Here is a 26766-nt window from a genome sequence, read left to right as displayed (position 1 = left end):
TTTTCGCTGCCCGTGCCGCCGCGAGAGCCGCCCGGTGACCTCGGGAAAGGGGCGGCGGGGATAGCCTCGGCGTATGAGCCGCCCGCCCACCTTCGCCCCGCCGCCCTGTGCCCGCGCCCGTGTCCTGGTCACCGAGCGCGGCGACTTCGCCGTCCTGGACGCCGTACCGCGTACCCCGGCACGGACCACCGCCCTGCTGCTGCCCGGTTACACCGGCAGCAAGGAGGACTTCATCGCGCTGCTGGAACCGCTGACCGGTGCGGGCTACCGGGTGGTCGCCGTGGACGGCCGGGGACAGTACGAGTCACCGGGGGCGGACCGCCAGGAGAGTTACGCCCAGGGTGAGTTGGCGCGTGACGTGCTGGCACAGGCAGCGGCCCTGGGTGGCGGCGACGGAGAGCTGCACCTGCTCGGGCACTCGCTCGGCGGGCAGATCGCCCGTGCCGCCGTCCTGCTGGACGCCACCCCGTTCCGCTCGCTGACGCTGATGTCGTCGGGCCCCGCGGAGGTCCTCGCGGCCCAGCGGGACAAGGTGAAGATGCTGAGCGACGCGCTGTCCGTGCTGTCCATGGACGAGGTGTGGCAGGCGATGCAGGCGCTGGACCCGCCGCAGGACGCGGACACGGGCGACGGCGCGGACATGCGCCGGCGCTGGCTGGCCCACCGCCCGGCCCAACTGATCGCCACCGGGGCCCAGTTGGCGGCGGAGCCGGACCGGGTGGACGAGCTGGCCGCCGTCGGGCTGCCCGTCCACGTCCTGTCCGGGGAGCGCGACGACGTCTGGCCGGTGGAGCTGTTCGACTCCATGGCGCGGCGCCTCGGCGCCCGCCGTACCACGATCGCCGGCGCCGAGCACTCCCCCAACACCGCCCGCCCGCAGGAGACCGCGAAGGCGCTGGCCGCGTTCTGGGACGGTCTGCCGGACGCCTGACGGAGGTGATCCCACCCGGTCAGAACTGCGCCTGCAGGTGCCGCCAGAAGCCGTCACGCAGCGCTCGCCGCAGGTGTGCGTGGCCGCGCAGCGAGTGCTGGAGCAGCCGCTCGGCCTCCACCAGGAGGTCCTGGTCGACGGAGCCCGGCAGATAGGGGTGGCCGGGCAGCAGGTCGGCGAGGGACTCCCGGCCCCGGGCGGCGAGCCAGGCGGCCGCGATCTGCGCGCCGACGAAGCGGACGTCCTCCCGGGAGGGGGCCGGGGTGTCGTCCTCGTACGTGGTGACGGGCCGCCGGGTGACGTAGGGGCGGCAGAAGTCGAGTTCGAAGGTGCGCTGACTGTCGACCTCCCAGAGCAGGGGTTCGGCCTGGTTGCGCCCTTCGGCGGCCTCGATGCCCCAGAGGTGCACCCGCGCCCCGTAGCCCTGGGCCGCCTCGACCGCCGAGACCAGGTCCTCGTCGCCGCCGACGAGCGCCGCGTCGCTGATGGCGCGGTGCCGGGCGAGGGATTCGAGGTCGGTGCGGATGAGTGAGTCGACGCCCTTCTGCTGGTTGTTGGCGTTGAGGTTGCCGAGCCGCACCTTGACGTCGGGGAGTTCGGCGATGGCCTGCTGCTCGGTGGTGTGGATGCGGCGCCGGGCCCCGTCGTACCAGTAGACGCGCAGCAGTCTGCTGTCCGCGAAGATCGTGCGGGCCTTGTCGATGAAGGCCTCGATCAGCCCCTCGGCGTCGAGGTCGAAGGAGCGCCGGTCCTCGGTGCCGGTGACGAGCAGCCCGGCCGCGGCGTACACATAGCCGGCGTCCACGAAGATGGCGTGCGTCGACGGGGTCTTCGCGACCTCGACGAGCATGCGCTGGAGCAGCTCGTTGGTGCGGTCCAGCCGGGCGGCGATGCCGGCCTCTCCGGTGACCCCGATGAGCTGCGGGTCCGCCTCGTTCATGCGAACCTCATGGTCTGTGGTGGCGTGGCTACCGACGGGTACTTAGACATCCAAAAAATTTCCTTAGCGTAGGGAATGTTTGCCAGGGGCAACTCGTTGTAACCCACGTGGAACGCGAGGGAAGCCTCGCGTTCCTAGTCTTGCCGGTGGGACGCCCCACCGGCGCCAGTAGTTCTCCAGCAGGAGGATCAGACGAAGGGAAGCACTGTGCGCTTCGAGATCATGCGACTCGACGACGTCGACGGTACCGCCGTGGACAGCACCGTCGTGGACGCCGCCTCCGTCAACCGGATCGTGCAGCAGGCCGCGGCGACGGGCCAGCGCATCTACATCCGGCCGGCCGACAGTTCGGCCTCGTAACACCTGACGTTGTGAAGACGAAGCGCCCCCGCACGGAACGTCCGTGCGGGGGCGCTGTGGTGTGCGGGGGCGTCGGGGATCGGGTCAGGAGTTCTGGACGACCTGGGTGACGCCGTTGATGATCTGCTGGACGGCGATGGCGGAGAGCATCATGCCCGCGAGCCGGGTCACCAGCACCACGCCGCCGTCCTTGATCACGCGGATGATGACCAGCGAGTAGCGCATGGTCAGCCAGAGCACCACGTGCATGGCGACGATCGCGGACCACACCGAGAGCTGCCCGCCCACGCCGTCCGCGTGCTGCACAGCCAGGATGACCGAGACGATGGCGCCGGGCCCGGCCAGCAGCGGCATGCCCAGCGGTACGAGCGCCACGTTGACGTCCTTGGTCTGCGTCGGCTCGTCCGTCTTGCCGGTCAGCAGGTCGAGCGCGATGAGCAGCAGCAGGAGACCGCCCGCGATCATCAGCGCGGGCACGGAGACGTGCAGGTAGTCGAGGATCTGCTGGCCGAGCAGACCGAAGACGGCGATCACGCCGAACGCGACGGTGACCGCCTGGAGTGCCATCTTGCGCTGCACCTTGGCGGGGCGGCCCGCGGTGAGGGCGAGGAAGATCGGCGTGATCCCGGGCGGGTCCATGATCACAAATAGGGTGAGGAAGAGGGATCCGAAGACAGCGACGTCGAACACAGTGAGCCTTGCGAGAGAAGAGCGGGCGGTACGGAGGGGGCGCGAGTCCGGGCAAGCGGCCGTCGCGGTGCGTCGGGCACGGCGGCGGTACGCACAGGGGCGCGCGGGGAGAGAGAAACGGGTGGGGCGGGGAAGCGCTAGCGGACGGCTCCACCGGCGCCCGGCACCGGGAAGGCTCCCGTGGCGCGCCGGGTGATCTCGCCGTAGATCTCGGGGTCGGTGGTGCAGGCGCCGAGCTCGACGGTCTTCCGGCTGCCGTGGTAGTCGCTGGAGCCGGTCGTGAGCAGCCCCAGTTCGCGGGCGAGACCGCGCAGCCGGGCCCGGGCGGGCTCGTCGTGGTCCATGTGGTCGACCTCGATGCCGTCGAGGCCCGCCTCGGCGAGCGCGGCGATCGTGGACTCGGGGACCACCGCGCCGCGTTTCACGGCGGCCGGGTGGGCGAAGACGGTGACCCCGCCCGCCGCCTTCACCAGGCGGACGGCCTCGAAGGGGTCGAACTCGTGCTTCTCGGCGTACGCCCGGCCGCCGTTGCCCAGCCAGTCGGGCGTGAAGGCGTCGGAGACGGTGGGCACGACGCCGAGTTCGACGAGGGCGGCGGCGACGTGCGGGCGGCCGACCGAGCCGTCCCCGGCGATGCGGGCGACCTGCTCCCAGGTGACGGGGACGTCGAGGGCGCGCAGCTTGCGGACCATCTCCTGGGCGCGCGGCACCCGGTCGTCGCGGACGAGCTCCCGGGCGCGCTCCAGCTCGGCGTCGGCCGGGTCGAAGAGGTAGGCCAGCATGTGCATGCCCACGCCGTCGACGCGGCAGGAGAGTTCGGCGCCGGTGACGAGGGTGAGCCCCTCGGGGAGCGCGTCGACGGCCTGCTTGTGGCCGCCCACGGTGTCGTGGTCGGTGAGCGCGACGACGTCCAGGCCCGCGGCGGCGGCGTTGGCGACCAGCTCGGCGGGGGTGTCCGTGCCGTCCGACGCGGTGGAGTGGGTGTGCAGGTCGATACGCACGACGGCTGACTCCGGGGCTCGCGGGCGGACGGGGGACCGCTCAAGGATAACCGCCGCGCACCGGGCGTCCGGCCGCGCTCGCACCCGCTACCGCTCGCCCTTCCCCTGCCGGGGCGGCGCCTCGGGAGCGGCGAGGAGACGGGGGGTGAGCGCGCCGCAGGGGACGAGGTCCACCTCTCCCCCGGCGTCCCGCAGGTCGGTCAGGACCAGCTCGTCGTACATCAGGAGCCCCGACTGCTCGGGCCACAGGATCGCCCAGAGCCACAGCCCCCGCGCCTCGCCCGCGAAGACGGCGCGGTCCTCCGGGGCGTTCCTGACGTGCCAGAGCGGGGTGGGGCGGCCGGCGGCGTGGACCTTGGCGTCGGGGGCGGAGTCGACGTTCAGGTGGCGGCCGGGGTCGGGGCCGTCGATGCCGGCGTACCGGGCGCCGAGTCCGACGCCGAGCTCCTCGGCGACGAGCAGCAGCTCGCCCATCCCGCCCAGCGGGCCGGGTCCGGAGCAGGCTACGGCGCTCGCGCGCCCGCCGCTGCGGTCGTCGCCCGCGCTGGCGACCCCGGTGAACAGCCAGCCCACGGGGAGCGGCCAGGGCATCCAGACGGGGACCTGCGTGCGGTGCACCACGACGCCGAGCCCTTCGACGCTCGGCGGGATGACCGGCTGCATCGGGTGGACCTGGCCGTGCGCGGAGCACTGCCAGGCGTCGGCGAAGAGACCGGGCGCCCTGACCCGGCCACCGCACTTCGGGCAACTGGGTTCGCCCCTCATAAGGACCAACCGTCCTCCCCGCCGGTCCTCGCGTCAAGGACGATCACCCGTCCGGAGCGTGGCCCTGACCGGGAAGAATAGATGTAGCTTGCATTTATTAGTCCGCCTAACTTATTCTGTGCATAACGCATCGATCCGGAGGCCGGAGAAGTCCGGAGAGTCCGAGGAGAAGGAGAGAGCCCATGCAGGGAGAGGATCCGTTCGACGAAGGAGCGACGGGGGTCAGCATCCTGCGCCAGCCGAAGGCCGTCTGGGCCACGGCGGGCGCCGCGGTGGTGGCCTTCATGGGGATCGGCCTGGTGGACCCGATCCTGCCGTCCATCGCCCAGGGGCTGGACGCCTCGGCGAGTCAGGTGTCGCTGCTGTTCACCTCGTACTTCCTGATCACCGCCTTCGCGATGCTGGTCACCGGCTTCGTCTCCAGCCGCATCGGCGGCCGCAAGACCCTGCTGGCCGGTCTCGCGCTCGTGATCGTCTTCGCGGCGCTCTCCGGCACCTCGTCCTCCGTCGCCGAACTGGTCGGCTTCCGGGCCGGCTGGGGCCTGGGCAACGCCCTCTTCGTCTCGACCGCCCTCGCGGTGATCGTCGGAGCGGCGGCGGGCGGCAGCGCGGCGGCGATCCTGCTGTACGAGTCGGCGCTCGGCCTCGGCATGGCGTGCGGGCCGCTGCTCGGCGCGCTGCTCGGGGACGCCAGCTGGCGCTACCCGTTCTTCGGTACGGCGGCGCTGATGGCCATCGGCTTCCTCTGTATCGCCGCGTTCCTCAAGGAGCAGCCGAAGCCGGCCGTCAAGACGTCACTGCTCGATCCCGTGAAGGCGCTGGGCCACGGCGGACTGGCCTCGGTCGCGGCCTCGGCGTTCTTCTACAACTACGCCTTCTTCACGATCCTGGCGTTCACGCCGTTCGTGCTGGACATGACCCCGTACAAGTCGGGTGCGGTCTTCTTCGCCTGGGGCCTGCTGCTCGCCGTCTTCTCCGTGCTCGTCGCCCCGCTCCTCCAGCGCCGCTTCGGTTCGCTCAAGGTGCTCGGGGCCTCGCTGGTGCTGCTCGCCGTCGACCTGCTGGTCCTCGGGTACGGCAGCCACACCACGGCGATCGTCGCCACGATCGTCTCCGGCGCGTTCATCGGCATGAACAACACGGTCTTCACCGAGCTGGCCCTCGGGGTCTCGGACGCGCCGCGCCCGGTGGCGAGCGCCGGATACAACTTCGTCCGCTGGTTCGCCGCGGCGGCCGCCCCCTTCCTCGCCCCGAAGATCGAGGAGTGGACCGACATCCACGTCCCGTTCGTGGTGGCCGCGCTCGCCGCCCTGGTCGGAGCGGCCGTCGTGGGTGTACGGCGTACGGCGCTGAACCACGAGGCCGAGGAGCTGGAGCCGGTCCACGCGATGGAGGACAGCGTGACGGTCTTCGCCGACTGACCGCCCTCAGGGCAGACGAATCAGTCCAGCGGTACGGACGTGCGCAGCGGGTCGCGCAGGTCCGTACCGTGCGTCAGCCACCGCTCCTGGAGCTCCTGCGCGCCGCGCACCCGCTTCCAGGCGGCCTCGTTGTGCGTCATCGGCAGCAGCGGCAGGAAGCGCACCGGGTCCATGGGCTCGTCCAGATCCAGGTCCTCCACCAGACCGCCGCCCTCCGCGACCAGCACCGAGGTGAACGGCGCCCCGGTCCACAGCGGCTCGCCCAGGTCCAGCGAGGCACCCGGGGCCACGATCAAGCCCTCGACCTGCGGGGAGGCGGCCAGCACGGCGAGCGGGCGCAGCACCTGGTCGGTGTCGGCGAGCCCGCCCCGTACGGAGAGGACCAGTTCGGCGCGGGGGCCCTTCACCGGGTCGGCGAGCGGGGAGGTGGGGTCGGCCATCGGCGCGCCCGACATGCCGAGCGTCGCGTAGCGCACGATGTCGCCGTCGAGGAAACGCAGCACCTCGATACGGTCCGTGCCGAGGAACGTCACATCGGCCCGGGCATCCGGTTCCCCGAGGGCGGAACGGAGCCGCGCCTCGACCAGAGCGAGAATTTCTGACATGCCGCGAGCATAGATCGCGTAGTGAATGGGCAAAGTACGGGATTGGGCCTTGGGCGGCTGATAGCCTGGCCGCCGGTCGGGACAGCACGCAGAAGCGTCGCTCTTCTTCGTCCCGACGACACGTCGTCCCCCACGGGGGACCGGCCGGAGGAGGTGGGGACTGCCATGGATCCAAGTCGACCGTGCAGTACCAACCGCTCTTCCGAGCCTCACCTTTCCCGCTGATCCGACGTCTCTCGTCGGTCGCCCGGGGCCGACATCGCCGTCGTGTCCGGACGACTCCCCGACAGCAGTCCGCGTGACGGAAGAGCCCTTCGTTCCTGCCTGCCTGTAGCGCATTTTGCCTGTCTGTAGCGAACGCCGTCATCGCGCCCGCGCGGTGGAGCCCGCTTTGCGGACGTGAGCCCACGTCCCCATTCCGGGTTGTTCCACGCCCTCGCCGACGGCCCTCCGTGAAGGAGCCAGCCATGTCGATGATCCGTGACCTGCGCGCCGCCGTGCGCCCGTCCCTGCGCCCGTCCCTCCGTAAGAACAGCGCCCCCTACAGCGCGTACGACACCACCCGCGACCCGTCCGCCTCCAGCGCCGTCGTCGACTGCGCGGTCTACCGCGACGGCCGCCGCCTGGTGATGCCCGCCACCCCGACGCCGCACGAGGCGATGCTCCAGGTGCGGGAGGAGGGCGGTTTCGCGTGGATCGGTCTGCACGAGCCGACGGAGGCCGAATTCGCGGGCATCGCCCGGGAGTTCGGGTTGCACCCGCTGGCCGTCGAGGACGCCGTCCACGCCCACCAGCGGCCCAAGCTGGAGCGTTACGACGACACGCTGTTCACCGTCTTCAAGACGATCCACTACGTGGAGCACGCGGAGCTGACCGCGACCAGCGAAGTCGTGGAGACCGGTGAGGTGATGTGCTTCACCGGCCGGGACTTCGTCATCACCGTCCGGCACGGCGGCCAGGGTTCCCTGCGCGCCCTGCGCCACCGCCTCCAGGACGATCCGGAGCTGCTCGCCAAGGGCCCCTCCGCCGTCCTGCACGCCATCGCCGACCACGTCGTCGACGGGTACATCGCGGTGGCCGAGGCCGTGCAGGACGACATCGACGAGGTGGAGATCGATGTCTTCTCCACCCCGGCGAAGGGCTCCCCGCGCGGCTCGGACGCGGGCCGGATCTATCAACTCAAGCGCGAGGTGCTGGAGTTCAAGCGGGCGGTGTCCCCGCTGCTGCGGCCCATGCAGTTGCTGAGCGAGCGTCCGATGCGGCTGATCGACCCCGACATCCAGAAGTATTTCCGCGATGTCGCCGACCACCTCGCCCGGGTCCAGGAGGAGGTCATCGGCTTCGACGAGCTGCTGAACTCGATCCTGCAGGCCAATCTCGCGCAGGCGACGGTCACCCAGAACGAGGACATGCGCAAGATCACCTCCTGGGCGGCGATCATCGCCGTGCCGACGATGATCTGCGGCGTCTACGGCATGAACTTCGACTACATGCCCGAGCTGGAGTGGAAGTACGGCTATCCGATCGTGCTGGGCGTCATCGGGGCCGTCTGTTTCTCCATCCACCGCATCCTGAAGCGCAACGGCTGGCTGTGAGCACGGCCCCACCGGTCTAAGCTCGCGCCCATGACTGATGCTGCCGCCGACCTGTTGGAGAGGGCCCTCGCCGAGGAGGCCACGAAGAAGTCCGGCCTCGTCTGGGTCCGGGGCTCCGGCCCGGCCCGCGCCGTCTGGCACGTCTGGCACGAGGGCGCGGCGCTGCTGGTCGGCGGCGGCCCCGGCGAGCAGCCGCTGCCCGAGGGCCTGGCCGACGGGGGCCGCCGCGCCGAGGTCACCGTACGCAGCAAGGACAAGGGCGGCCGGATCGTCGCCTGGAGTGCGGCGGTACGTTTTCTGGCGCCGCACTCCGAGGAGTGGGAGGCGGCGGTCGCCGAGCTGAAGGGCAAGCGGCTGAACGCGCCGGACGCCGAGTCGATGACGGAGCGGTGGGCGCGCACGTGCACGGTGGTGCGGCTGACGCCGGAGACCGTGAGCACCGCGCTGCCGGACACCTCGCTGGCGGCCGTACCGCTGCCGACCGGGGCCACGACCCGGGAGCCCGCCCCGGCGGCGGTCCCCCGGCTGCTGCTGAAGCGCCGCCGGAAGGGCTGAGCGGTCTTCGAGGGGCCGCCGGGTCAGCCGGAGGACTTCGGGAGCTGGCCGCCGTAGTCGACGGTGTCGTCCTTCTCGGGGGCCTCCAGCGGGAAGGCCTGCCCCCAGTCGGCCAGCGAGACCGTGCCCCCGCCGCCGCCCCGGGCCACCCGTACCGGATACGGCTGGTCCTCCAGCGAGACGTCGAAGGCCCCGCCCTCGCCCTTGCCGCCGAGGATCTGGATGGTGCGCTGTCCGGCGACCGTGTCCCGGCCGCCCTTGTTGACCTTGCCGTGCAGCGCGAGCAGCCCGTCGAGCAGGACCTTCTTGTCGGTGAAGCCGCGCAGCTGGCGGTAGCTGGGGTCGCCCTCGGGGACCTTCACGTACTTGCCGCCCAGCTTCTCGGCGGCCGCGGCGTCGGCGGACTCGCCCGCGCCCTCGCTGCCCTCGTGGGTCCAGAAGCCGGCGGGCGCCTTGAGGAAGAGCTCGTCGTCGACCCGCAGCAGGGCGAAGCTCTGCTTCTTCGAGGTCACCGAGCCCATGCCGCCCTTCGCGGTGAGCTTCATGTCCAGCCGGTAGGTGCCGCCCTTGCTGACGAGCGTGCCCGACAGACGGACGGCACTCGCCGCGTCGGCCGCCGCTCTGGCCTTCTTGTCGATCTCGGCGGCGGTGAGTTTGGCGACGCCGTTGGTCCCCTTGTCCGGGTCCTCCTCCGTGCCGCAGGCGGCCAGGGCCACGGTGAGCCCTCCGCACAGCACGAGAGCGAGGGCGGTCCGGCGATGGTTCCGCACGGCCGGGGCAAAAGAGGTCACGGGCGCACTGCCTCTCAACTGCGATCGGGGGTGGCAGACGGCAGCGTACCCGGGCGGCGCGCACGGTCCGGCAGCCAGCCGTACGGACGGGTCCGCCGGGGCGCGGCGCGGCGGTACGGGCTAGCCTGATCCCGGCGTACCGGCGAAATCCGCTGGTCGGCGACGGCGGGCCGGGACGGTCGGACGCACGGCCACGGACCGGACGAAACGGTTCCGGCCGGATCCGGGGCCGCAGGGACACGACGGACACAGACGGTACGGCGGACACGGACGGACGAAGGAGGCGGCGGATGGCGGCGGTCACCCCCAGGGTCTTCGTCTCGCACCTGTCCGGAGTGCCCGTCTTCGACCCCAACGGCGACCAGGTCGGCCGGGTCCGCGACCTGGTGGCGATGTTGCGGGTCGGCGGACGTCCGCCGCGCATCCTGGGCCTGGTGGTCGAGGTGATCAGCCGCCGGCGGATCTTCCTGCCGATGACCCGGGTGACGGGCGTCGAGTCCGGCCAGGTCATCACCACCGGCGTCGTCAACATGCGGCGCTTCGAACAGCGGCCCACCGAGCGGCTCGTCCTCGGCGAGTTCCTGGACCGGCGGGTCCGGCTGGTGGAGGGCGACGAGGAGGTCACCGTCCTGGACGTGGCCATCCAGCAGCTGCCGGCCCGCCGCGACTGGGAGATCGACAAGTACTTCGTCCGCAAGGGGCGCGGCGGTGCGCTGCGCCGCAAGGGCGAGACGCTGACGGTGGAGTGGTCGGCGGTCAGCGGCTTCTCGCTGGAGGAGCACGGCCAGGGCGCGGAGAACCTCGTCGCCACGTTCGAGCGGCTGCGGCCCACCGATGTGGCCAACGCCCTGCACCACCTCTCGCCCAAGCGCCGGGTGGAGGTGGCCGCCGCCCTGGACGACGACCGGCTCGCCGACGTCCTGGAGGAGCTGCCCGAGGACGACCAGGTGGAGATCATCGGAAAGCTCGCCGAGGAGCGGGCCGCCGACGTCCTGGAGGCCATGGACCCGGACGACGCGGCCGACCTGCTCTCCGAGCTGCCGGAGGAGGACAAGGAACGGCTGCTGGCACTGATGCGGCCGGACGACGCCGCCGACGTACGCCGCCTGATGTCGTACGAGGAGCGGACGGCGGGCGGTCTGATGACGACCGAGCCGATCGTGCTGCGGCCGGACGCCACGGTGGCCGACGCGCTGGCCCGCGTACGGCAGGCGGACCTGTCGCCCGCGCTGGCCGCCCAGGTGTACGTGTGCCGCTCGCCCGACGAGACCCCGACGGGCAAGTACCTGGGCACGGTGCACTTCCAGCGGCTGCTGCGCGATCCGCCGTTCACCCTGGTCAGCTCGATCGTCGACAGCGATCTGGTGCCGCTGCCGCCGGACACCCCGCTGCCGCTGGTCACCAGCTATCTGGCCGCGTACAACATGGTCTCGGCCCCGGTCGTCGACGAGAGCGGTTCGCTGCTGGGCGCGGTGACCGTGGACGACGTCCTGGACCACCTGCTGCCGGACGACTGGCGCGAGACGGATCTGGCGGATCTGCACGGGGAAACGGATCTGCACGGGGAGGAGGGGGTCGGTCATGGCGGGCGATGACCGGGCGAAGGCGTCCTCGACCGGCTCCTCGGGCCTGGTGCGGCCCCCGCGCACCCGGCTGGACCAGCCGAAGGCCCCGCGCCGGCGGCTGCTGCCGGAGTACGACCCGGAGGCGTTCGGCCGGTTCTCGGAGCGGATCGCGCGGTTCCTGGGGACCGGGCGGTTCATCGTCTGGATGACGCTGATCATCATCCTCTGGGTGCTGTGGAACATCTTCGCGCCCAAGGACCTGCGGTTCGACCAGTACCCGTTCATCTTCCTGACGCTGATGCTGTCGCTCCAGGCCTCGTACGCCGCGCCGCTGATCCTCCTCGCGCAGAACCGGCAGGACGACCGGGACCGGGTCACGCACGAGCAGGACCGCAAGCAGAACGAGCGCTCCATCGCCGACACCGAATACCTGACGCGGGAGATCGCGGCCCTGCGTATGGGCCTGGGCGAGGTCGCCACCCGGGACTGGATCCGCTCGGAACTCCAGGACATGGTGAAGGACATGGAGGAGCGGCAGGTGCTGTTCCCGGCCGAGAGTGACGAAGGCGACCGCTGAGGGGCTACCCGCCCGTAGTGCTCCGCGCCGTAACATCGTCGGTATGGCTACGGAAGACGCGGTGCTTGAGGCACTGTCGACAGTGAACGACCCGGAGATCCACCGCCCGATCACCGAGCTGGGCATGGTGAAATCGGTCGAGATCGATCCTGACGGTGTAGTCGCTGTCACCGTGTATCTCACGGTCTCCGGCTGCCCGATGCGCGAGACGATCACCCGGAACGTGACCGAGGCGGTCGCCCGGGTCGAGGGCGTCTCGCGCGTCGAGGTGACCCTCGACGTCATGAGCGACGAACAGCGCAAGGACCTGGCGAGCTCGCTGCGCGGCGGCACCGCCGAGCGGGAGGTGCCCTTCGCCCAGCCCGGCTCGCTGACCCGGGTGTACGCGGTCGCCTCCGGCAAGGGCGGCGTCGGCAAGTCCTCGGTGACGGTGAACCTCGCCGCGGCGATGGCGGCCGACGGGCTGAAGGTCGGCGTCGTGGACGCGGACATCTACGGGCACAGCGTGCCCCGGATGCTCGGCGCGGACGGCAAGCCGACCCAGGTCGAGAACATGATCATGCCGCCGTCCGCACACGGTGTGAAGGTCATCTCCATCGGCATGTTCACCCCGGGCAACGCGCCCGTGGTCTGGCGCGGTCCGATGCTGCACCGGGCGCTCCAGCAGTTCCTCGCCGATGTGTACTGGGGCGACCTGGACGTCCTGCTGCTGGACCTGCCGCCGGGCACCGGTGACATCGCGATCTCGGTGGCGCAGCTTGTGCCGGGCGCCGAGATCCTGGTCGTCACGACCCCGCAGCAGGCGGCGGCCGAGGTGGCCGAGCGGGCCGGTTCGATCGCCGTGCAGACCCACCAGAAGATCGTCGGCGTGGTGGAGAACATGTCGGGCATGCCGTGCCCGCACTGCGACGAGATGGTCGACGTGTTCGGCTCGGGTGGCGGCGCGCGGGTCGCCGAGGGGCTGACGCGCACGGTCGGCGCCGAGGTGCCGGTGCTCGGCTCGATCCCGATCGACGTGCGACTGCGCGAGGGCGGCGACGAGGGCAAGCCGGTCGTCCTGTCCGACCCCGACTCCCCGGCCGGCAGCGCGCTGCGCTCGATCGCGCAGAAGCTGGGCGGCCGTCAGCGCGGCCTGTCGGGCATGTCGCTGGGGATCACCCCGCGCAACAAGTTCTGACACCCCTGCACGGGCAGCACACGACAGGGCGGGCCGGTGGTCATCCGGCCCGCCCTGTGTGCTGTGTGCTGTGTGCTGTCGTCGGCGTTACGCGTACGTCTCGATGTCCTTGATGGCCGCGAAGCCCAGACCGTACGCGCTCATCCCCCGCCCGTACGCCCCGATGTGCACGCCCTCGTGGGCGGACCCGGCCAGCACCCAGCCGAACTCGGACTCGCGGTAGTGGAACTCCACCGGCACCCCGTCCACCGGCAGGGAGAGCGTCGTCCAGGGGGCGCTGCCGAGGTCGTCGGCGAGGGTGAAGGCCGTCTCGGTCTGCTGGTCCAGCCAGTCGTCGCGCAGGGTGTGGTCCATCTGCGGCGGCCAGGTGTACGCCAGCAGGCCGGAGCCCGCGAGCCAGGCCGCCGAGGACACCGTGGTGGCGTCCAGCACGCCCGTACCGTCACCGCTGCGCCGCACCGGGCTCGCGGCGACCGTGATCACCGCGGCGAACCGCTCCTTGTCGGCGGAGCCGTCCGACTTCACCGACGGCTCGTCACCGTGCCCCGTGGCACCGTGCTGCACGGTGCCGTCGGCCGCGGCGGCGACCTGCATCAGCCAGCGCGGGCCGGTGAAGGCCTCGTCCAGCCCGTACCAGGGGAAGGTCGCTTTCAGGTAGCCGTCGACGGCACGCCGGACCGCCGGCCCCTCCTCCGCCGTGGCCGTGCCCGGGACACCGTCCGTATCAATCCGACTCGTCGTCTCCATCTGCGCGGCCGCCTCCTCGATCAGTCAGGATCCGGAGCGGCCCGCCCCCCGCGGGCTTGGGCGTCCTCGCAACCGGACAGATGGAGAATAGCCATACCGTCCGGACGAGTCGGGATTGACCGGGGTCAGGTGGCGTCTGCGTCGAACGGCGGGCGCTCGGGCGGAGCCGGCGACGGGGTCTTCTTCAGCAGGTCAGGAGCGGTGTCGCCGGTCTTGGTGAGACTGGTGGACGAGCCGCCGACCGACGCGCCCGCAGAGCCGTTTGCCGCACTGTTGGCGGTATCGGAGGCGGCCGGGGTGCGGCCGTTGACCGCGTCGGTGACGTCGGCCAGGTCCTTGCGCAGGTCGAAGCTCTCGCGGATCTCCTTCAGCCCCAGGTCGTCGTTGCCGTCCATCAGCTGCTTGCGGACGAACGTCTTGGGGTTGAGGTCCTCGAACTCGAAGTCCTTGAACTGCGGGCCCAGCTCGGAGCGGATGTCTTCCTTCGCGCTGTCCGAGAACTCGCGGATCTTGCGGATGGTGCGCGTGACGTCCTGGATCAGCTTGGGCAGCTTGTCGGGGCCGAAGACCAGCACGGCCAGCACCCCGAGCGTCAGCAGCTCCAGTGCGCCTATGTCATTGAACACCTAGTTGCTCCTCGTGTTCTCCGCGTGTTCTCCGTGCGATCGCGGCCCGGGTCCGCCTGCTGCCCGGACCGGTCAAAGGTACCTGTCGAAGGTGTCCGGGCGGTACCTCGCGGTGGCGCCCACGTGCCGGATCGCGTGCCGGATCAGGTGCCACTCGCCGAGCCGAGCTTCAGGGTCACGGTCCGTTCCTCGCCGCCGCGGGTCAGCTTGAGGTCGAGAGAGTCGCCGGGGCGGTGGGCCCGGATCTTCACGATCAGCTCCTCGCCGCTGTGCACGCGCTGGCCCTCGACCTGGGTGATGACGTCGCCGGACTTGATGCCCGCCTTGTCCGCGGGGCCGTCCTTGGTGACGGCGGGTCCGCCGTCGGCGCCCTTGGCCCCGACCTTGGCCCCGTCGCCGGTGTACTTCATGTCCAGCGTGACGCCGATCACCGGGTGGGTGGCCTTGCCGGTGGTGATCAGCTCCTCGGCGACGCGCTTGCCCTGGTTGATGGGTATCGCGAAGCCGAGGCCGATGGAGCCGGACTGGCCGCCGGCCTCGGGGCCCGGGGCGCTGTCGGCGGCGCGGATGGCGCTGTTGATGCCGATGACGTGGGCCCGGGCGTCGACCAGGGGGCCGCCGGAGTTGCCCGGGTTGATCGGGGCGTCGGTCTGAAGGGCGTCGACGTAGCTGATGTCGCTGCCGTCGCCCTTCTCGCCGCCCGCGGTGATCGGCCGCTGCTTGGCGCTGATGATGCCCGAGGTGACCGTGTTGGACAGATCGAAGGGGGCGCCGATGGCCACCACCGGGTCGCCGACCTGGACGTTGTCGGAGTTGCCCAGAGGCAGGGGCTTGAGTCCGGAGACCCCGCGGACCCGGACGACCGCGAGGTCGTAGCCGCTGTCCTTGCCGACGAGCTCGGCGGACGCCGTCTCGCCGCTGCTGAACGTGACGGTGATGTCGCCGCTGGATCCGGCCGGGGCGACGACGTGGTTGTTGGTGAGGATGTGGCCCTGGCCGTCGAGGACGAAGCCGGTGCCCGTGCCGGACTCGGCGGTGCCGCTGACGTGCAGGGTGACCACGCTGGGCAGGGCGCTGGCGGCGATGCCGGCGACGCTGTCGGGGGCCCGGTCACCGTTGTCGCGGCCCGCCTGGGGCAGTTCGACGGTGGTGAGGCCGCCGTTGCGCTCGATGTACGCGCCGACTCCGCCGCCGATGCCGCTGGCGACCAGGGCCAGCAGGAGCACCCCCATGAACGCCCCGCCCCGGCGCTTCTTCCTCCGGCCGGGCTCGGCGCCCTCGGGGGGACCTGGCCGGGTCAGCGGCTGCCCCGGGGCACCCCACGGGTCGTACTGGAGCCACTGCGTCTGCTGCTGACCGTGCGCCGCGTGGGCGGGCTGTTGCTGCCCGGGCGCCGCCGCGTGCTGGGCACCGGGGGCCGCCGCGTGCTGGGCACCGGGGGCCGCCGCGTGCTGGGCGTGGGGGGCGTGGCCCGGGGCCTGCGTGGGCGCGAAGGCGTCGGGGGGCGCGGGCTGGGCGTGGGCGTGGGCCTGCGGGGGCGCGAAGCCTCCGGTGTGCTGGGCGTGCGGGGGCGTGAGGCCATCGGCGGGCGCGGGCTGCGGTGCGGCGGGCGGGGTGGGTGCCGACGCGGGGGCCGGGATTCCGGCGCCGTTCGTCGTCGCGTACTGCGGTGACGGCCCTCCGGCCCCCGGCGGTACGACGGTGCCGTGGGCCGGGGTCGGCCGCTGCACCGGCGGGGCGGGCGCCCAGGGACCGGGGCCGCCGTAGGGCGGGGTGCTGTACTCGTCGGGCTCATGCAGCGGCTGCCCGGACGGGCGGGGCCGGGGGACGTCCTGGCCACCGGGCTCCTCGGCCGGGACGGAGGCCGGAGCCGCGGCGGTCGGGACTGCGGTGGGCGGGGCGGAGGCGGCCGGAGCCGAGGCGGACGCCGAGTCCTGGACCGCCGGGGTCTGGTCGGCTGGGCCCGGCGCGGCCGAGTCCGGTGCCGGGGCGGCCGGAGCCGAGGCGGACGCCGAGTCCTGGACAGCCGGGGCCGGGGCCGCCGGCTCGCGCTCCTCGGCCACCGGAACACCCGCCGGGCCCGGCCCGCTGTCCGGCTCCGTGCGGTCGGCGCGTCCCGCCGTGGGGCGGCTCCACCACTTCGCCTGCGGCCCGCTGGGCTTCCCGTCGTCCATGCTCTCCCCGCAACTGGCCTCTGTCGTACGCCTTCAGAGGCGTCCCTCACCGGAATTCAACCAGGTTTGCGAATCCCCGCGCAGGGTCCGGTCAGCGCCGGGGCGAAAGCGGGCTCGCCAGATCGTTGGCGGGCGAGCCCGGGGGCGGCCCCGAGGCGAGCGAGGAGGGAACCGTCTTCGGCACCGACGCGCTGCCGAGCGCCGCCACCAGCAGCGGGGCGCCGGATGTCGTCGGGCGTATCAACGGCGGCACGGACACATTCAGCACGGGGAGCGTGAACGGGTGTCCGCCCGAGGTCGACGTGCCGAACAGCGGCGGAGCGGTCGGCAGACCCTGCCGGTTCACCGGAGGGGTGACGGCCGGAGCAACCGGGGTCGTTCCGCCGAGCGACGGGGGCACCTTGTTCGTCCCGGCCAGGTCGGTGCCGGACACGGGCCGCTCGGTCGCCGGGCCCTCGCCGGTCACCGCGAGAGCGCCGCCGCCGCGGCGGCTGACCGCGTTGGCGCCCATCTCCGCGCGGGTCTCGGCGGCGAGCGGGGTGACGTTGTTCCCGGCGCCCTCGGCGCGCAGGGAGGATTCGGGGCCGGAGTCCAGCGGCAGGGTGCCGCCCAGCGCGATGGCCGCGAGGGAGACCGCGCTGGCCGCGGCGAAGGCGAAGCGCCGCCCGCGCCAGGGCGAGCGGTCCGCGTCGCGGGCCGCCTCGTGTATGCGGAAGACCGAGCCGGAGCCGGCCCCGCCGGGCAGCACGGCGGTGGAGCCGCGAGTGGCGGGGAGGTATCCGAAGCCGTCCAGGGGGGAGGGCGCGGTGTCGGCGCGGGTGCCGGCACCGGAGGGGCGCAGCCCGGGGAAGAACTCGTCGGCGAAGGGCCCCCGGCCGCCGAACGGCCCGCCGGGACCGGTGTCGTCGCCGCCGGGGCCCCCGGGAAGGCCCTGTAGACGGGCCAGGAACCCCTCGGAGGGCGAGGGTGAGGCGGACATGGCGAAGGCGCTCTTGAGGCGGCGCTGGGCGTCGGCCTCGGCCTTGCACTTGGCGCAGGTCGCCAGGTGGGCCAGGACCCGCTCACGGGCGTCGTGTTTCAGCTCGCCGTCGACCAGCGCGGCGAGGCGGTCCCCCAGGTGCGCTTCGGCAGGGGTGGGACCGGTGGGACCTGTGCCACTCACGCCACTCCGCCCTCCCCCGCCAGGACCGCGTCCGCCAGGGAGCGCTGCTCGGCGCGGGCCTCGGGCGAACGGTGCTTGAGCGCCTTGCGCAGGTGTGAGCGACCGCGGTGGATCCGGCTGCGAACGGTGCCGAGCTTCACTCCGAGGGTCGCGGCGATCTCCTCGTAGCTGAGGCCCTCGATGTCGCAGAGGACCACGGCCGCACGGAATTCGGGCGCGAGGGTGTCCAGCGCCTGCTGCACGTCGGCGTCGAAGTGGGTGTCGTTGAAGATCTGCTGCGGGGACGGCTCACGGCTCGGCAGCCGCTCGGCCGCGTCGTCGCCGAGCGAGTCGAAGCGGATGCGCTGCTTGCGCCGGACCATGTCCAGGAAGAGATTGGTCGTGATGCGGTGCAGCCAGCCCTCGAAGGTGCCGGGCGTGTACGTCGACAGCGAGCGGAACACCCGGACGAAGACCTCCTGGGTCAGGTCCTCGGCGTCGTGCTGGTTTCCCGTCAGCCGGTAGGCAAGGCGGTACACGCGACCGCTGTGCGTGCTGACGATCTCTTCCCATGAGGGCGGGGTCCACGCCTGAGAGTCCGCATCAGAGGCGAAGGTCGCGGTCGGTGCGGAGTCTTCGGAAGAACGGTCAGCAATGTTGGTCACGGATTTCGGCTCACCGGCCGACCTGAGCAGGCGCCGCAGCACCCCTCCCCGGTCCACAGGCGCAGCCGCACCTCCCCTATCGGCTCTGGTGGTGTCCAGTGGAGCCCCTACCATAGCCACCTCGCCCGTTAGCTCCGGATAAGCCTTTTTCCCTGATGGGGACGGGCGTCGCCCGGGACTTCCGCTCAGCTCGCCGGTCCGATCCGCGGACCCGGTCGCTGCGCTTTCCCCACTCCTTGCACAACGCCCGGTCCCATCTGCGGGTTCCCGGGTCCAGCGGATACAGTCACCGTTGCGCCAACTACGGGGACAGGAGAGGGTCATTACCGCCAACCGGCAGACGAGCTGGGCGTTCGCCGACGCCTTTGTCGCCGAGGACGAAGCACTGCACGTGGCCCGGGACCGGGCTCGCGAGCTGGGACTTCGCCCGGTGTCACCGGGCACCGGCGCCGCGCTGCGCCTGCTGGCAGCCGCCGCCGACGCCAAAGCGGTGGCCGAGATCGGCACGGGCACCGGCGTGTCCGGCATCTATCTCCTGCACGGAATGCGGCCGGACGGGGTCCTCACCACGGTGGACCCCGAGCCCGAGCGGCAGCAGTTCGCCCGGGAGGCGTTCCGCGAGGCGGGCTTCGCCACCAACCGGGCCCGGTTCATCCCCGGCCGCGCCCTGGACGTCCTGCCCCGGCTCGCGGACGGCGGTTACGACCTCGTCTTCTGCGACGGCGACCGGCTGGAGAGCCTCGACGTGCTCGCTGAATCGTTGCGCCTGCTGCGCCCCGGAGGCCTGGTCTGCTTCGAGGGCGTCTTCGCGGACGGCCGCACGATCGACTCGGCCGCCCAGCCGGCCGAGGTGCTGCGGCTGCGGGAGCTGCTGCGCGCGGTGCGCGAGAGCCAGGAGCTGTTGTCGACCCTGCTGCCGGTCGGCGACGGCCTGCTCTGCGCGGTCCGGCGCGGCTGAGCAGCGTAGATCCTCGGGTCCTCGTCAGGACGCACCACTGCCCGGCACAAAGATCCGTGCCGGGCAGTGGTGAAGGTGATGGGCGTTCCGCGTCAGCCGACGACCTTCTTCAGCGCGTCGCCGAGGGCATCGGCCTCGTCCGGAGTCAGCTCGACAACAAGCCGACCGCCGCCTTCGAGCGGAACGCGCATGACGATGCCCCGCCCCTCCTTTGTCACCTCGAGCGGGCCGTCGCCCGTCCGCGGCTTCATGGCCGCCATGCTCGTTCCCCTTCCTGAAACCAGCTCATCGCAACCGGCGGCCCCATGACAGGCGCTGCCTCACCGGCATCGAACACATTGCTTCTTCGCCATTATCCCGCATCAACGACCCCGATGACCAACATCGGTCTGCATCGCTTGCGCAACGCGCTCTCTCAAAACCACCCAATTCGGCGATCCGGCTGCGATACTGCGCCGCCCCGGAGCCCCAGGTGAGAGCCAATTGTTAGACGCAGGTCACATCTCTGCCCCGTTCGGCGTCGGCCATGCTTGCCTGCAGGGGCAACGATGCCCGAGCAGCGAGGGGAAACCGGAATGGCCGACGAGCAGGCGAACACCGTGCTGTACGACGTGAGCGAGGGTCTCGCGACGATCACGATCAACCGACCCGACGCGATGAACGCGATGAACACGGCGGCGAAGATCGCGCTGCGGGACGCGCTGCTGGCGGCGTCGGCGGACACGGGCGTCCGGGCGGTTCTGCTCACGGCCACCGGGCGCGCCTTCTGTGTCGGCCAGGACCTCAAGGAGCACGTCGCCACGCTCGCCGCGACCCGTGAGGCGGGCGACGGCAACGCGCTGAGCACGGTGCAGGAGCACTACAACCCGATCGTGCGGGCGATCACGGAGATGGCGAAGCCGGTCGTCGCCGGGGTGAACGGCGTCGCGGCCGGGGCCGGGTTCGGGTTCGCGCTCGCGGCGGACTACCGGGTGGTCGCGGACACCGCCTCCTTCAACACTTCTTTCGCGGGTGTCGCACTCACCGCCGACTCGGGCGTGTCCTGGACGCTTCCCCGGCTGATCGGGCAGAGCCGCGCCGCCGATCTGCTGTTCTTCCCGCGGTCGATCTCCGCGCAGGACGCGCTGGAGCTGGGGATCGTCAACCGGGTCGTCCCGGCGGCCGAGCTGGCCGAGCGCGCCGCCGAGGTGGCCCGCACCCTGGCCGCCGGGCCCACGGTGGCGTACGCGGCGCTGAAGGAGTCGATGGCGTACGGGGCCGGGCACACGCTCGCCGAGGCGCTGGAGAAGGAGGACGAACTCCAGACCCGGGCGGGCGCGTCGCAGGACCACACCATCGCGGTGGAGGCCTTCCTCGCCAAGGAGAAGCCGGTCTACCTCGGGAAGTAGCCGCCGCTCAGCCCGGTGCGCCGCCGCCGCGCGCCACGCAGTCCGCGAGGTGGTCGTCGACCAGTCCGCACGCCTGCATCAGCGCGTAGGCGGTGGTGGGGCCGACGAAGCGGATCGAGCGCTTCTTCAGGGCCTTGGCGAGCGCGGTGGACTCCGGCGTGACGGCCGGGACGTCCGACAGGCTGCGCGGGGCGGGCCGGCCGGCCGGGTCGGGGGCGTAGGACCAGATCAGCTCGTCCAGCTCCCCGGCCCGCCAGCCGGCGAGGACCTTCGCGTTGGCGAGGGTCGCGTCGACCTTGGCCTTGTTGCGGATGATCCCCGGGTCGGCCAGGAGCCGTTCCCGGTCGGCGTCGGTGAACTTCGCGACGGCCCCGATCCGGAATCCCTCGAAGGCGGTACGGAAGGTCGCGCGGCGGCGCAGGATCGTCAGCCAGGAGAGCCCGGACTGGAAGGCCTCCAGGCAGAGCCGTTCGAACAGGGCGTCGTCCCCGTGGACCGCCCGGCCCCACTCGGTGTCGTGGTAAGCGAGGTAGTCCTCGGTTGACAGGCCCCAGGGGCAGCGCAGCCCGCCGTCGGGGGCGGGCAGGGCTCCGCCGCTCATCGGCCGTCCTCCCCGGTGCGGTCCGGGCCGTCCGCGCGGTCGGCCGGTTCCGAGGCGGGCCGGTCGCCGGGCTGCTTGAACAGGTCGGTGCCGCTCGTCACCGCGGCCGCCTGCGCCCCGGCCAGGGTGGATTCCAGCTCCGCGATCCGGGCGTCGCGCTCGGCCAGCTCGGCGCCGAGCCGGGACAGCGCCTCGTCGACGTCCACCATCCGGTAGCCGCGCAACGCCATCGGCAGGCGCAGCGCCTCGACGTCCGCCCGGCCGACCGGGCGGGTCGCGGGCAGCGGGTCGGTGAACCGCTCGGGCGGGACGTCCTGGAGCACCGCGCTCCCACCGCCGCCGACCACCGCGAGGGTGACCGCGGTGACGACCACGACCATCGTGAGCAGCAAGAACCAGAACACGCGCATCTCCCCGGGGGCGGAAACCTCGTCCGGCTCCGATCGTGCCATGCGACACGGACAAGTCGGGGCCGACCACGAAGGGCCTTCACTCAAGGCCTTAGGGTCGCAGGCGGGCTATCTGAGGAGGAAATTCGGGATGCGCAGCGGTGCACTCAGGCTGGGGCGGCGGGAATTCGGGCCGCACGAGCCGGTGATCATGGCGATCGTGAACCGGACCCCGGACTCCTTCTACGACCAGGGCGCCACGTTCCGGGACGAGCCGGCGCTCGCCCGGGTCGAGCAGGCGGTGGCCGAGGGCGCGGCGATCATCGACATCGGCGGGGTGAAGGCGGGCCCCGGCGACGAGGTGACCGCCGGGGAGGAGGCGCGCCGTACGGTCGGGTTCGTCGCCGAGGTCCGCCGCCGTCACCCGGACGTGGTGATCAGCGTGGACACCTGGCGGCACGAGGTGGGCGAGGCGGTCTGCGAGGCCGGGGCGGACCTGCTGAACGACGCGTGGGGCGGGGTGGACCCGCGACTGGCGGAGGTCGCCGCGCGGTACGGGGCGGGGCTCGTGTGCACGCACGCGGGCGGCGCCGAGCCACGGACGCGGCCGCACCGGATCGCGTACGACGATGTCATGGCGGACATCCTGCGCGTGACGGTGGGGCTTGCGGAGCGGGCGGTGGAGCTCGGGGTGCGGGCGGACGGGATCATGATCGATCCGGGGCACGACTTCGGGAAGAACACGCGGCATTCGCTGGAGGCGACGCGGCGGCTCGAGGAGATGGCGGAGACCGGGTGGCCGGTGCTGGTGTCGCTGTCCAACAAGGACTTCGTGGGCGAGACGCTGGACCGGCCGGTGAAGGAGCGGGTCGTCGGGACGCTGGCGACGACGGCGGTGTCCGCGTGGCTGGGGGCGCGGGTGTACCGGGTGCATGAGGTGGCGGAGACGCGGCAGGTCTTGGACATGGTGGCGTCCATCGCGGGGCATCGGGCGCCAGCCGTTGCCCGGCGGGGGCTGGCGTAGTTCTGCCGCCTGCGTTGCCGCCTGCCCCGGCGGGGCGGGGCCCGGGGCGCTGTCCCTGGGCCCCGCTCCTTCAAGCGCCGGAGGGGCTGGAACCGATGCCCTCAATCGCCGGGCGGGCTTGATTGGGCCGGAGGGGCTGAGTTGACCGGGCCCGCCCGGCGTACCGGTGAAGAGATGTCCTCAATCGCCGCACGGGCTTGAAGTGGCCGGGCGGGTCTGGTGCGGTGCGGCCCCCACCGGCCGAAAGGATGCCCTCAAACGCCGGGCGGGCTGGGTTTGGCCGGGCGGGCTGGAACCACTTACCGCCCGACCTCCTTCGTGACCAGCATGACTGCTTCCTCCACGTCGTCCGTCACGTGGAAGAGCAGCAGGTCCTTCTCCGAGGCCTTGCCGCCGGCCACCACCGTGTCGCGGAGCCAGTCGATCAGGCCGCCCCAGTACGCGGTGCCGAACAGGACGATCGGGAAGCGGGTGACCTTGCCGGTCTGGACGAGGGTCAGGGCCTCGAAGAGTTCGTCGAGGGTGCCGAGGCCGCCGGGCAGGACCACGAAGCCTTGGGCGTACTTGACGAACATTGTCTTGCGAACGAAGAAGTAGCGGAAGTTGACGCCGATGTCGACGTGCGGGTTGAGGCCCGACTCGAAGGGCAGCTCGATGCCGAGGCCGACCGAGACGCCCTTGGCATCCCGGGCGCCCTTGTTGGCCGCCTCCATCGCGCCCGGGCCGCCGCCGGTGATCACCGCGAAGCCCGCGTCGACCAGGGCCTTGCCGATGGCCACCCCGGCCTCGTACTCCGGCGATCCGGCCGGCGTGCGGGCCGAGCCGAAGACGCTGATCGCGCTCGGCAGTTCAGCGAGCGCGCCGAAGCCCTCGACGAACTCCGACTGGATGCGCATCACCCGCCAGGGGTCGGTGTGCACCCACTCGGAGTCGCCCTCGGAGTCCAGCAGCCGCTGATCGGTCGTGCCGGGCTGTACCTGCTCCCTGCGGCGCAGGACCGGGCCCAGCCACTGTTCCTCGGGGCTGACCGCGCCCTCGGGAACCTCCGCACCCTCGGGGATCCGTGCGTCCTCGGCGTTGCCCATGTTCCGCTCCCTCCACCGACCTGCTTCGTGCTGGGTCGTACGTGTCGTGCTGCGTACGGCCAGCGTAGATCGGCGGAGGTTACGTGCGGGGGAATGCCGTGCGTCGGACGGTCAGCCGGTCAGTCGCCCAGCCAGGAGCGGAGGCGGTTCTCGCAGTGGGTGATCTTGTCGACGGCCACGTGCTCGTCGCGCTTGTGGGCGTACATCGGGTCGCCGGGTCCGTAGTTCACCGCGGGGACGCCGAGCGCGCCGAAGCGGGAGACGTCGGTCCAGCCGAACTTGGGCCGGGCGGTGCCGCCGACGGCGGTCATGAACGCCTGGGCGGCGGGGTGGGAGAGGCCGGGCATGGCGGCGCCGGAGTGGTCGTCGATGACGATCTCGGCCACGCCGCAGTCGGCGAAGACCTCGTGGACGTGGGCGACGGCCTCCTCCTCGGTGCGGTCGGGGGCGTAGCGGTAGTTGACGACGACGGTGCAGGCGTCCGGGATGACGTTGGTGGCGACGCCGCCCTCGATGCCGACCGCGTTGAGGCCCTCGTGGTATTCGAGGCCGTCGATGACCGGGCGGCGGGGCTCGTACGCCGCCAGCTTCGCCAGGATCGGGGCGGCGGCGTGGACGGCGTTGGAGCCCATCCAGCTGCGCGCGGAGTGGGCCCGCTCCCCCGTCGTACGGAGGTGGACGCGGAGGGTGCCCTGGCAGCCGCCCTCGACCTCGCCGTCGGAGGGCTCCAGCAGGACGGCGAAGTCTCCGGCGAGCCATTCGGGGTGGGCGTCGGCGATGTGGCCGAGGCCGTTGAGGTGGGCGGCGACCTCTTCGTTGTCGTAGAAGATGAAGGTCAGGTCGCGGTTGGGCTCGGGGACCGTCGCGGCGATCCGGAGCTGGACGGCGACGCCGGACTTCATGTCGGAGGTCCCGCAGCCCCAGAGGATCCCGTCCGCGTCGAGGCGGGAGGGGACGTTGTCGGCGATCGGCACGGTGTCGATGTGCCCGGCGAGGACGACACGCTCGGCGCGGCCGAGGTCCGTGCGGGCGACGACGTTGTTGCCGTACCGGTCGACGGTGAGGTGCGGCAGCGCGCGCAGGGCCGACTCGATCGCGTCGGCGAGGGCCTTCTCCTCCCCGCTGACCGAGGGGAAGTCGACGAGCCGGGCGGTGAGCGCCGGTCCGTCCAGGGTGAGGTCAAGGGTGCTGTCGGCCATGGACCGACCCTAAGGGACTTGGGTATCGGCCCCGGCCGGGCCCTCCAGTACGGTGGGCCCGTGCCCAGGACAGCCAGCCCTCGCCGACGACGCCTCCTCCGCTACGGGGCCGCCTTCGCCGTGCTCGCGGCGCTGGGCGGCTATCTGGCCGTGCAGTACGACTCCTCCGGTTCGAAGAACCCGCCGCGCTGTGTGGTGGAGGCGAAGGGCGGGGACGAGGGCGAGACCCAGCGGTACGAGATGAGCCTGGCCCAGGCCGTGAACGCGGCGACGATCTCCGCGGTGGGCACCACCCGCGGCATGCCGGAGCGGGCGGTGACGATCGCGCTGGCCACCGCGCTCCAGGAGTCCACGCTCCGCAACATCGACTACGGGGACCGGGACTCGCTGGGGCTGTTCCAGCAGCGGCCCTCGCAGGGCTGGGGCAAGCCCGCGCAGCTCATGGACCCGGTCTACTCCTCCGGGGAGTTCTACGACCATCTCGCCGAGGTCCCCGGCTACTCGCGGCTGCCGCTGACCGTGGCCGCGCAGCGCGTGCAGCGCAGCGGGTTCCCGCAGGCGTACGCGAAGCACGAGCCGGACGCCGCGCTGCTGGCCGCCGCGCTGACCGGGCGCAGGCCGGCCTCGCTGAACTGCACCCCGTCGACCGCGACGGCGAAGGGCCCGGGGGACGCCGGGCAGGTGCGGGCCGAGCTGGTGCGGGCCTTCGGCAAGGACGTGCTGCCCGCCGCGAAGGCCGCGGGCGCGTCCGCCGCCTCGACCGTCTCGGTGCCCGTCCCGGCGACCACGGGGCGGGCCGAGGACAAGGCCTCGCCGCGGCGTGGCTGGGAGCTGGCGCACTGGGCCGTGGCGCAGTCCGAGGCGCTGCGGATCGAGCGCGTGAGCTATGCGGACCGGGTCTGGGACGCCGGTACGGGCTGGCGGACGGAAGCCGCAAAGGGCAAGGAAACGGGCACGACCGCGGTCAGGATCCAGATCGTTCAGTAGTACGCCCCGTCACTCGTACGGGTCATGGGGGTCATGCCCCCGGGCTCTTTCCACGCGACTTCTCGCGGCCTCGCCGCTCCCCTCCCATTTCCTTGCCCGCCAAGGGGAGTGACGGTTCATCGGATCCCGGCGGTATGGATTGTTTGCCCGGGTTCTTCCGCTGCGGATAATCCGACGCATTACTCAGTCTTTACCTTTGCCTGCCGCAACCTTCCCCTCCCCCGAAGCGGTTGTATCAGTGCGTCCGATCACCGGACAGACAGATTCGTGCACAACCCGCTGAAGGAGCATCATGTCCCTCCCCCTGACCCGTCGGATCGCTCGTGCCGCGCTGCTGATCGCCGCTGGCGCGACCCCCGTGGTCGGTGCGGCCGGTGCCGCGAGCGCCGCAGATCTCCCGGCGGCCCCGGAGCTGGGCGGTCTGACCGCACTGGACGGCGCGAACGTCGGCAACACCCTGGACAGCGCCGCCCAGCAGGGCACCCAGGCCGCCGGTGAGACCGGCGGCCGGCTCGTCGGCACCGCGCTCCCGGCGGCGGGCGAGATTGTCGGCAAGTCCGCCAAGGTCGCCGTCCCGGCCGCCCAGGAGACCGCCGGCCAGGCCGCGGGCAACGCGGGCGAGACCGTCGGCGGGGTGGCCGAAGCTGCCGGTGGCGGTCTGCCGACCGACGGCCTCGGCAGTGGGCTGCCCACCGACAGCCTCGGCAAGGGCGGCCTGCCCACCGACGCCCTGCCGCTGAACGGCCTGCCGATCGGCTGATCGCTCACGCACATGCCGGAGGGCCTGAGGAGTGCGCACTCCTCAGGCC

The 26766-nt window shown here is 72.0% G+C and carries 29 protein-coding genes; 13 read left to right on the top strand and 16 right to left on the bottom strand.

The window, feature by feature from the left end:
• The first annotated feature begins 73 nt into the window (after window positions 1-73).
• On the top strand, window positions 74-931 hold the full coding sequence (locus ACFWM7_RS16755) for an alpha/beta fold hydrolase (RefSeq protein ID WP_383260986.1): 858 nt from the start codon (window positions 74-76) through the stop codon (window positions 929-931).
• 19 nt (window positions 932-950) lie between these two features.
• Here the strand turns inward: ACFWM7_RS16755 and ACFWM7_RS16750 are convergent, their stop codons facing one another.
• Window positions 951-1871, bottom strand: a complete 921-nt coding sequence (locus ACFWM7_RS16750; protein ID WP_383260984.1) for an NYN domain-containing protein — start codon at window positions 1869-1871, stop codon at window positions 951-953.
• Between the two features lie 207 nt (window positions 1872-2078).
• Here ACFWM7_RS16750 and ACFWM7_RS16745 point away from each other — a divergent pair, with 207 nt between their 5' ends.
• Window positions 2079-2231 carry a hypothetical protein gene (locus ACFWM7_RS16745; protein WP_006127395.1) on the top strand — a complete coding sequence of 51 codons (153 nt, stop codon included), beginning with the start codon at window positions 2079-2081 and terminating at the stop codon, window positions 2229-2231.
• A gap of 84 nt (window positions 2232-2315) precedes the next feature.
• Here the strand turns inward: ACFWM7_RS16745 and ACFWM7_RS16740 are convergent, their stop codons facing one another.
• From ACFWM7_RS16740 to ACFWM7_RS16730, 3 genes are all read right to left on the bottom strand, one after another.
• Window positions 2316-2921 carry a MarC family protein gene (locus ACFWM7_RS16740; protein WP_383260982.1) on the bottom strand — a complete coding sequence of 202 codons (606 nt, stop codon included), beginning with the start codon at window positions 2919-2921 and terminating at the stop codon, window positions 2316-2318.
• 137 nt (window positions 2922-3058) lie between these two features.
• Window positions 3059-3922, bottom strand: a complete 864-nt coding sequence (locus ACFWM7_RS16735; RefSeq protein ID WP_383260980.1) for a PHP domain-containing protein — start codon at window positions 3920-3922, stop codon at window positions 3059-3061.
• 87 nt (window positions 3923-4009) lie between these two features.
• Complete coding sequence (locus tag ACFWM7_RS16730; RefSeq protein WP_383260978.1) at window positions 4010-4687, bottom strand: DUF6758 family protein; 678 nt, start codon at window positions 4685-4687, stop codon at window positions 4010-4012.
• A gap of 182 nt (window positions 4688-4869) precedes the next feature.
• Between ACFWM7_RS16730 and ACFWM7_RS16725 the strand changes: the two genes are divergently transcribed.
• Window positions 4870-6108 (top strand): MFS transporter, encoded by a 1239-nt coding sequence (locus ACFWM7_RS16725; protein WP_383260976.1) that lies wholly within the window; start codon window positions 4870-4872, stop codon window positions 6106-6108.
• Window positions 6109-6128: 20 nt separating this feature from the next.
• On the opposite strand, the gene ACFWM7_RS16720 is transcribed toward ACFWM7_RS16725, so the two are convergent.
• A complete protein-coding gene (locus ACFWM7_RS16720; protein ID WP_383260975.1) occupies window positions 6129-6713 on the bottom strand; it encodes a suppressor of fused domain protein in 585 nt (194 codons plus the stop codon).
• 467 nt (window positions 6714-7180) lie between these two features.
• Between ACFWM7_RS16720 and ACFWM7_RS16715 the strand changes: the two genes are divergently transcribed.
• Together ACFWM7_RS16715 and ACFWM7_RS16710 are read left to right on the top strand one after the other, a co-directional pair.
• A complete protein-coding gene (locus tag ACFWM7_RS16715; protein WP_383260974.1) occupies window positions 7181-8308 on the top strand; it encodes a magnesium and cobalt transport protein CorA in 1128 nt (375 codons plus the stop codon).
• Between the two features lie 30 nt (window positions 8309-8338).
• On the top strand, window positions 8339-8863 hold the full coding sequence (locus tag ACFWM7_RS16710; protein WP_383260970.1) for a hypothetical protein: 525 nt from the start codon (window positions 8339-8341) through the stop codon (window positions 8861-8863).
• A 23-nt stretch (window positions 8864-8886) separates the two neighbouring features.
• On the opposite strand, the gene ACFWM7_RS16705 is transcribed toward ACFWM7_RS16710, so the two are convergent.
• Window positions 8887-9654 carry a hypothetical protein gene (locus ACFWM7_RS16705; RefSeq protein WP_383260968.1) on the bottom strand — a complete coding sequence of 256 codons (768 nt, stop codon included), beginning with the start codon at window positions 9652-9654 and terminating at the stop codon, window positions 8887-8889.
• A gap of 290 nt (window positions 9655-9944) precedes the next feature.
• On the opposite strand from ACFWM7_RS16705, the gene ACFWM7_RS16700 reads away from it, so the two are divergent.
• From ACFWM7_RS16700 to ACFWM7_RS16690, 3 genes are read left to right on the top strand one after another with little or no spacing between them, the layout of a single operon-like run.
• On the top strand, window positions 9945-11249 hold the full coding sequence (locus ACFWM7_RS16700; protein WP_383260967.1) for a magnesium transporter MgtE N-terminal domain-containing protein: 1305 nt from the start codon (window positions 9945-9947) through the stop codon (window positions 11247-11249).
• Window positions 11236-11796, top strand: a complete 561-nt coding sequence (locus ACFWM7_RS16695; RefSeq protein WP_205083680.1) for a DUF1003 domain-containing protein — start codon at window positions 11236-11238, stop codon at window positions 11794-11796. The genes ACFWM7_RS16700 and ACFWM7_RS16695 overlap by 14 nt, the downstream gene beginning before the upstream one ends.
• 43 nt (window positions 11797-11839) lie before the next feature.
• Complete coding sequence (locus ACFWM7_RS16690; protein ID WP_383260965.1) at window positions 11840-12973, top strand: Mrp/NBP35 family ATP-binding protein; 1134 nt, start codon at window positions 11840-11842, stop codon at window positions 12971-12973.
• Window positions 12974-13060: 87 nt separating this feature from the next.
• Here the strand turns inward: ACFWM7_RS16690 and ACFWM7_RS16685 are convergent, their stop codons facing one another.
• The 5 genes from ACFWM7_RS16685 to sigE form a co-directional block, all read right to left on the bottom strand.
• A complete protein-coding gene (locus ACFWM7_RS16685; RefSeq protein ID WP_383260962.1) occupies window positions 13061-13720 on the bottom strand; it encodes a hypothetical protein in 660 nt (219 codons plus the stop codon).
• A 125-nt stretch (window positions 13721-13845) separates the two neighbouring features.
• The gene (locus ACFWM7_RS16680; protein WP_383260959.1) at window positions 13846-14346 is read right to left on the bottom strand and encodes a sec-independent translocase; all 501 of its coding nucleotides are present in this window, start codon (window positions 14344-14346) and stop codon (window positions 13846-13848) included.
• 143 nt (window positions 14347-14489) lie between these two features.
• Window positions 14490-16520 carry a trypsin-like peptidase domain-containing protein gene (locus ACFWM7_RS16675; RefSeq protein ID WP_383260956.1) on the bottom strand — a complete coding sequence of 677 codons (2031 nt, stop codon included), beginning with the start codon at window positions 16518-16520 and terminating at the stop codon, window positions 14490-14492.
• A gap of 91 nt (window positions 16521-16611) precedes the next feature.
• Window positions 16612-17682: a zf-HC2 domain-containing protein gene (locus ACFWM7_RS16670; protein ID WP_383260953.1), complete on the bottom strand. Its 1071-nt coding sequence runs from the start codon at window positions 17680-17682 to the stop codon at window positions 16612-16614.
• Entirely contained in the window at window positions 17679-18440 is a 762-nt protein-coding gene (sigE, locus tag ACFWM7_RS16665; RefSeq protein ID WP_175464868.1) for an RNA polymerase sigma factor SigE, read from the bottom strand. Before sigE ends, ACFWM7_RS16670 begins: the two co-directional genes overlap by 4 nt.
• Before the next feature lie 178 nt (window positions 18441-18618).
• Between sigE and ACFWM7_RS16660 the strand changes: the two genes are divergently transcribed.
• The gene (locus ACFWM7_RS16660) at window positions 18619-19284 is read left to right on the top strand and encodes an O-methyltransferase (protein WP_383260948.1); all 666 of its coding nucleotides are present in this window, start codon (window positions 18619-18621) and stop codon (window positions 19282-19284) included.
• A gap of 92 nt (window positions 19285-19376) precedes the next feature.
• On the opposite strand, the gene ACFWM7_RS16655 is transcribed toward ACFWM7_RS16660, so the two are convergent.
• Window positions 19377-19544 carry a DUF3117 domain-containing protein gene (locus ACFWM7_RS16655; RefSeq protein ID WP_003966491.1) on the bottom strand — a complete coding sequence of 56 codons (168 nt, stop codon included), beginning with the start codon at window positions 19542-19544 and terminating at the stop codon, window positions 19377-19379.
• 315 nt (window positions 19545-19859) lie between these two features.
• On the opposite strand from ACFWM7_RS16655, the gene ACFWM7_RS16650 reads away from it, so the two are divergent.
• A complete protein-coding gene (locus tag ACFWM7_RS16650; RefSeq protein WP_383260944.1) occupies window positions 19860-20672 on the top strand; it encodes an enoyl-CoA hydratase/isomerase family protein in 813 nt (270 codons plus the stop codon).
• A 7-nt stretch (window positions 20673-20679) separates the two neighbouring features.
• Here the strand turns inward: ACFWM7_RS16650 and ACFWM7_RS16645 are convergent, their stop codons facing one another.
• Window positions 20680-21273 carry a DNA-3-methyladenine glycosylase I gene (locus ACFWM7_RS16645; protein ID WP_383260940.1) on the bottom strand — a complete coding sequence of 198 codons (594 nt, stop codon included), beginning with the start codon at window positions 21271-21273 and terminating at the stop codon, window positions 20680-20682.
• Entirely contained in the window at window positions 21270-21683 is a 414-nt protein-coding gene (locus ACFWM7_RS16640) for a cell division protein DivIVA (protein WP_383260988.1), read from the bottom strand. The genes ACFWM7_RS16645 and ACFWM7_RS16640 overlap by 4 nt, the downstream gene beginning before the upstream one ends.
• Before the next feature lie 130 nt (window positions 21684-21813).
• Between ACFWM7_RS16640 and folP the strand changes: the two genes are divergently transcribed.
• On the top strand, window positions 21814-22686 hold the full coding sequence (folP, locus tag ACFWM7_RS16635; protein WP_383260937.1) for a dihydropteroate synthase: 873 nt from the start codon (window positions 21814-21816) through the stop codon (window positions 22684-22686).
• 299 nt (window positions 22687-22985) lie between these two features.
• On the opposite strand, the gene ACFWM7_RS16630 is transcribed toward folP, so the two are convergent.
• Both ACFWM7_RS16630 and dapE read right to left on the bottom strand, forming a co-directional pair.
• Entirely contained in the window at window positions 22986-23771 is a 786-nt protein-coding gene (locus ACFWM7_RS16630) for a TIGR00730 family Rossman fold protein (protein ID WP_383260934.1), read from the bottom strand.
• A 119-nt stretch (window positions 23772-23890) separates the two neighbouring features.
• Window positions 23891-24970, bottom strand: coding sequence for a succinyl-diaminopimelate desuccinylase (gene dapE / locus ACFWM7_RS16625; protein ID WP_383260932.1), 1080 nt, complete (start codon window positions 24968-24970; stop codon window positions 23891-23893).
• A gap of 60 nt (window positions 24971-25030) precedes the next feature.
• On the opposite strand from dapE, the gene ACFWM7_RS16620 reads away from it, so the two are divergent.
• Both ACFWM7_RS16620 and ACFWM7_RS16615 read left to right on the top strand, forming a co-directional pair.
• Entirely contained in the window at window positions 25031-25957 is a 927-nt protein-coding gene (locus tag ACFWM7_RS16620; RefSeq protein WP_383260930.1) for a hypothetical protein, read from the top strand.
• 292 nt (window positions 25958-26249) lie between these two features.
• Entirely contained in the window at window positions 26250-26717 is a 468-nt protein-coding gene (locus ACFWM7_RS16615) for an ATP-binding protein (protein WP_383260928.1), read from the top strand.
• The last annotated feature ends 49 nt before the right edge of the window (window positions 26718-26766 follow it).

Source organism: Streptomyces sp. NPDC058375 (assembly GCF_042723425.1).
GTDB lineage: Bacteria > Actinomycetota > Actinomycetes > Streptomycetales > Streptomycetaceae > Streptomyces > Streptomyces durocortorensis.
Note: the sequence above shows the minus strand (reverse complement) of the source record. Positions and strands in the feature narration are given on the sequence as shown.

Coding starts and splice junctions, on each gene's coding strand:
- ACFWM7_RS16725 (WP_383260976.1), top strand. CDS start 4,870: ATGCAGGGAGAGGATCCGTTCGACGAAGGAGCGACGGGGGTCAGCATC.
- sigE (WP_175464868.1), bottom strand. CDS start 18,440: ATGGTAGGGGCTCCACTGGACACCACCAGAGCCGATAGGGGAGGTGCG.
- ACFWM7_RS16755 (WP_383260986.1), top strand. CDS start 74: ATGAGCCGCCCGCCCACCTTCGCCCCGCCGCCCTGTGCCCGCGCCCGT.
- ACFWM7_RS16630 (WP_383260934.1), bottom strand. CDS start 23,771: ATGGGCAACGCCGAGGACGCACGGATCCCCGAGGGTGCGGAGGTTCCC.
- dapE (WP_383260932.1), bottom strand. CDS start 24,970: ATGGCCGACAGCACCCTTGACCTCACCCTGGACGGACCGGCGCTCACC.
- ACFWM7_RS16615 (WP_383260928.1), top strand. CDS start 26,250: ATGTCCCTCCCCCTGACCCGTCGGATCGCTCGTGCCGCGCTGCTGATC.
- ACFWM7_RS16650 (WP_383260944.1), top strand. CDS start 19,860: ATGGCCGACGAGCAGGCGAACACCGTGCTGTACGACGTGAGCGAGGGT.
- ACFWM7_RS16690 (WP_383260965.1), top strand. CDS start 11,840: ATGGCTACGGAAGACGCGGTGCTTGAGGCACTGTCGACAGTGAACGAC.
- ACFWM7_RS16700 (WP_383260967.1), top strand. CDS start 9,945: ATGGCGGCGGTCACCCCCAGGGTCTTCGTCTCGCACCTGTCCGGAGTG.
- ACFWM7_RS16675 (WP_383260956.1), bottom strand. CDS start 16,520: ATGGACGACGGGAAGCCCAGCGGGCCGCAGGCGAAGTGGTGGAGCCGC.
- ACFWM7_RS16730 (WP_383260978.1), bottom strand. CDS start 4,687: ATGAGGGGCGAACCCAGTTGCCCGAAGTGCGGTGGCCGGGTCAGGGCG.
- ACFWM7_RS16715 (WP_383260974.1), top strand. CDS start 7,181: ATGTCGATGATCCGTGACCTGCGCGCCGCCGTGCGCCCGTCCCTGCGC.
- ACFWM7_RS16685 (WP_383260962.1), bottom strand. CDS start 13,720: ATGGAGACGACGAGTCGGATTGATACGGACGGTGTCCCGGGCACGGCC.
- ACFWM7_RS16710 (WP_383260970.1), top strand. CDS start 8,339: ATGACTGATGCTGCCGCCGACCTGTTGGAGAGGGCCCTCGCCGAGGAG.
- folP (WP_383260937.1), top strand. CDS start 21,814: ATGCGCAGCGGTGCACTCAGGCTGGGGCGGCGGGAATTCGGGCCGCAC.
- ACFWM7_RS16720 (WP_383260975.1), bottom strand. CDS start 6,713: ATGTCAGAAATTCTCGCTCTGGTCGAGGCGCGGCTCCGTTCCGCCCTC.
- ACFWM7_RS16750 (WP_383260984.1), bottom strand. CDS start 1,871: ATGAACGAGGCGGACCCGCAGCTCATCGGGGTCACCGGAGAGGCCGGC.
- ACFWM7_RS16695 (WP_205083680.1), top strand. CDS start 11,236: ATGGCGGGCGATGACCGGGCGAAGGCGTCCTCGACCGGCTCCTCGGGC.
- ACFWM7_RS16655 (WP_003966491.1), bottom strand. CDS start 19,544: ATGGCGGCCATGAAGCCGCGGACGGGCGACGGCCCGCTCGAGGTGACA.
- ACFWM7_RS16640 (WP_383260988.1), bottom strand. CDS start 21,683: ATGCGCGTGTTCTGGTTCTTGCTGCTCACGATGGTCGTGGTCGTCACC.
- ACFWM7_RS16645 (WP_383260940.1), bottom strand. CDS start 21,273: ATGAGCGGCGGAGCCCTGCCCGCCCCCGACGGCGGGCTGCGCTGCCCC.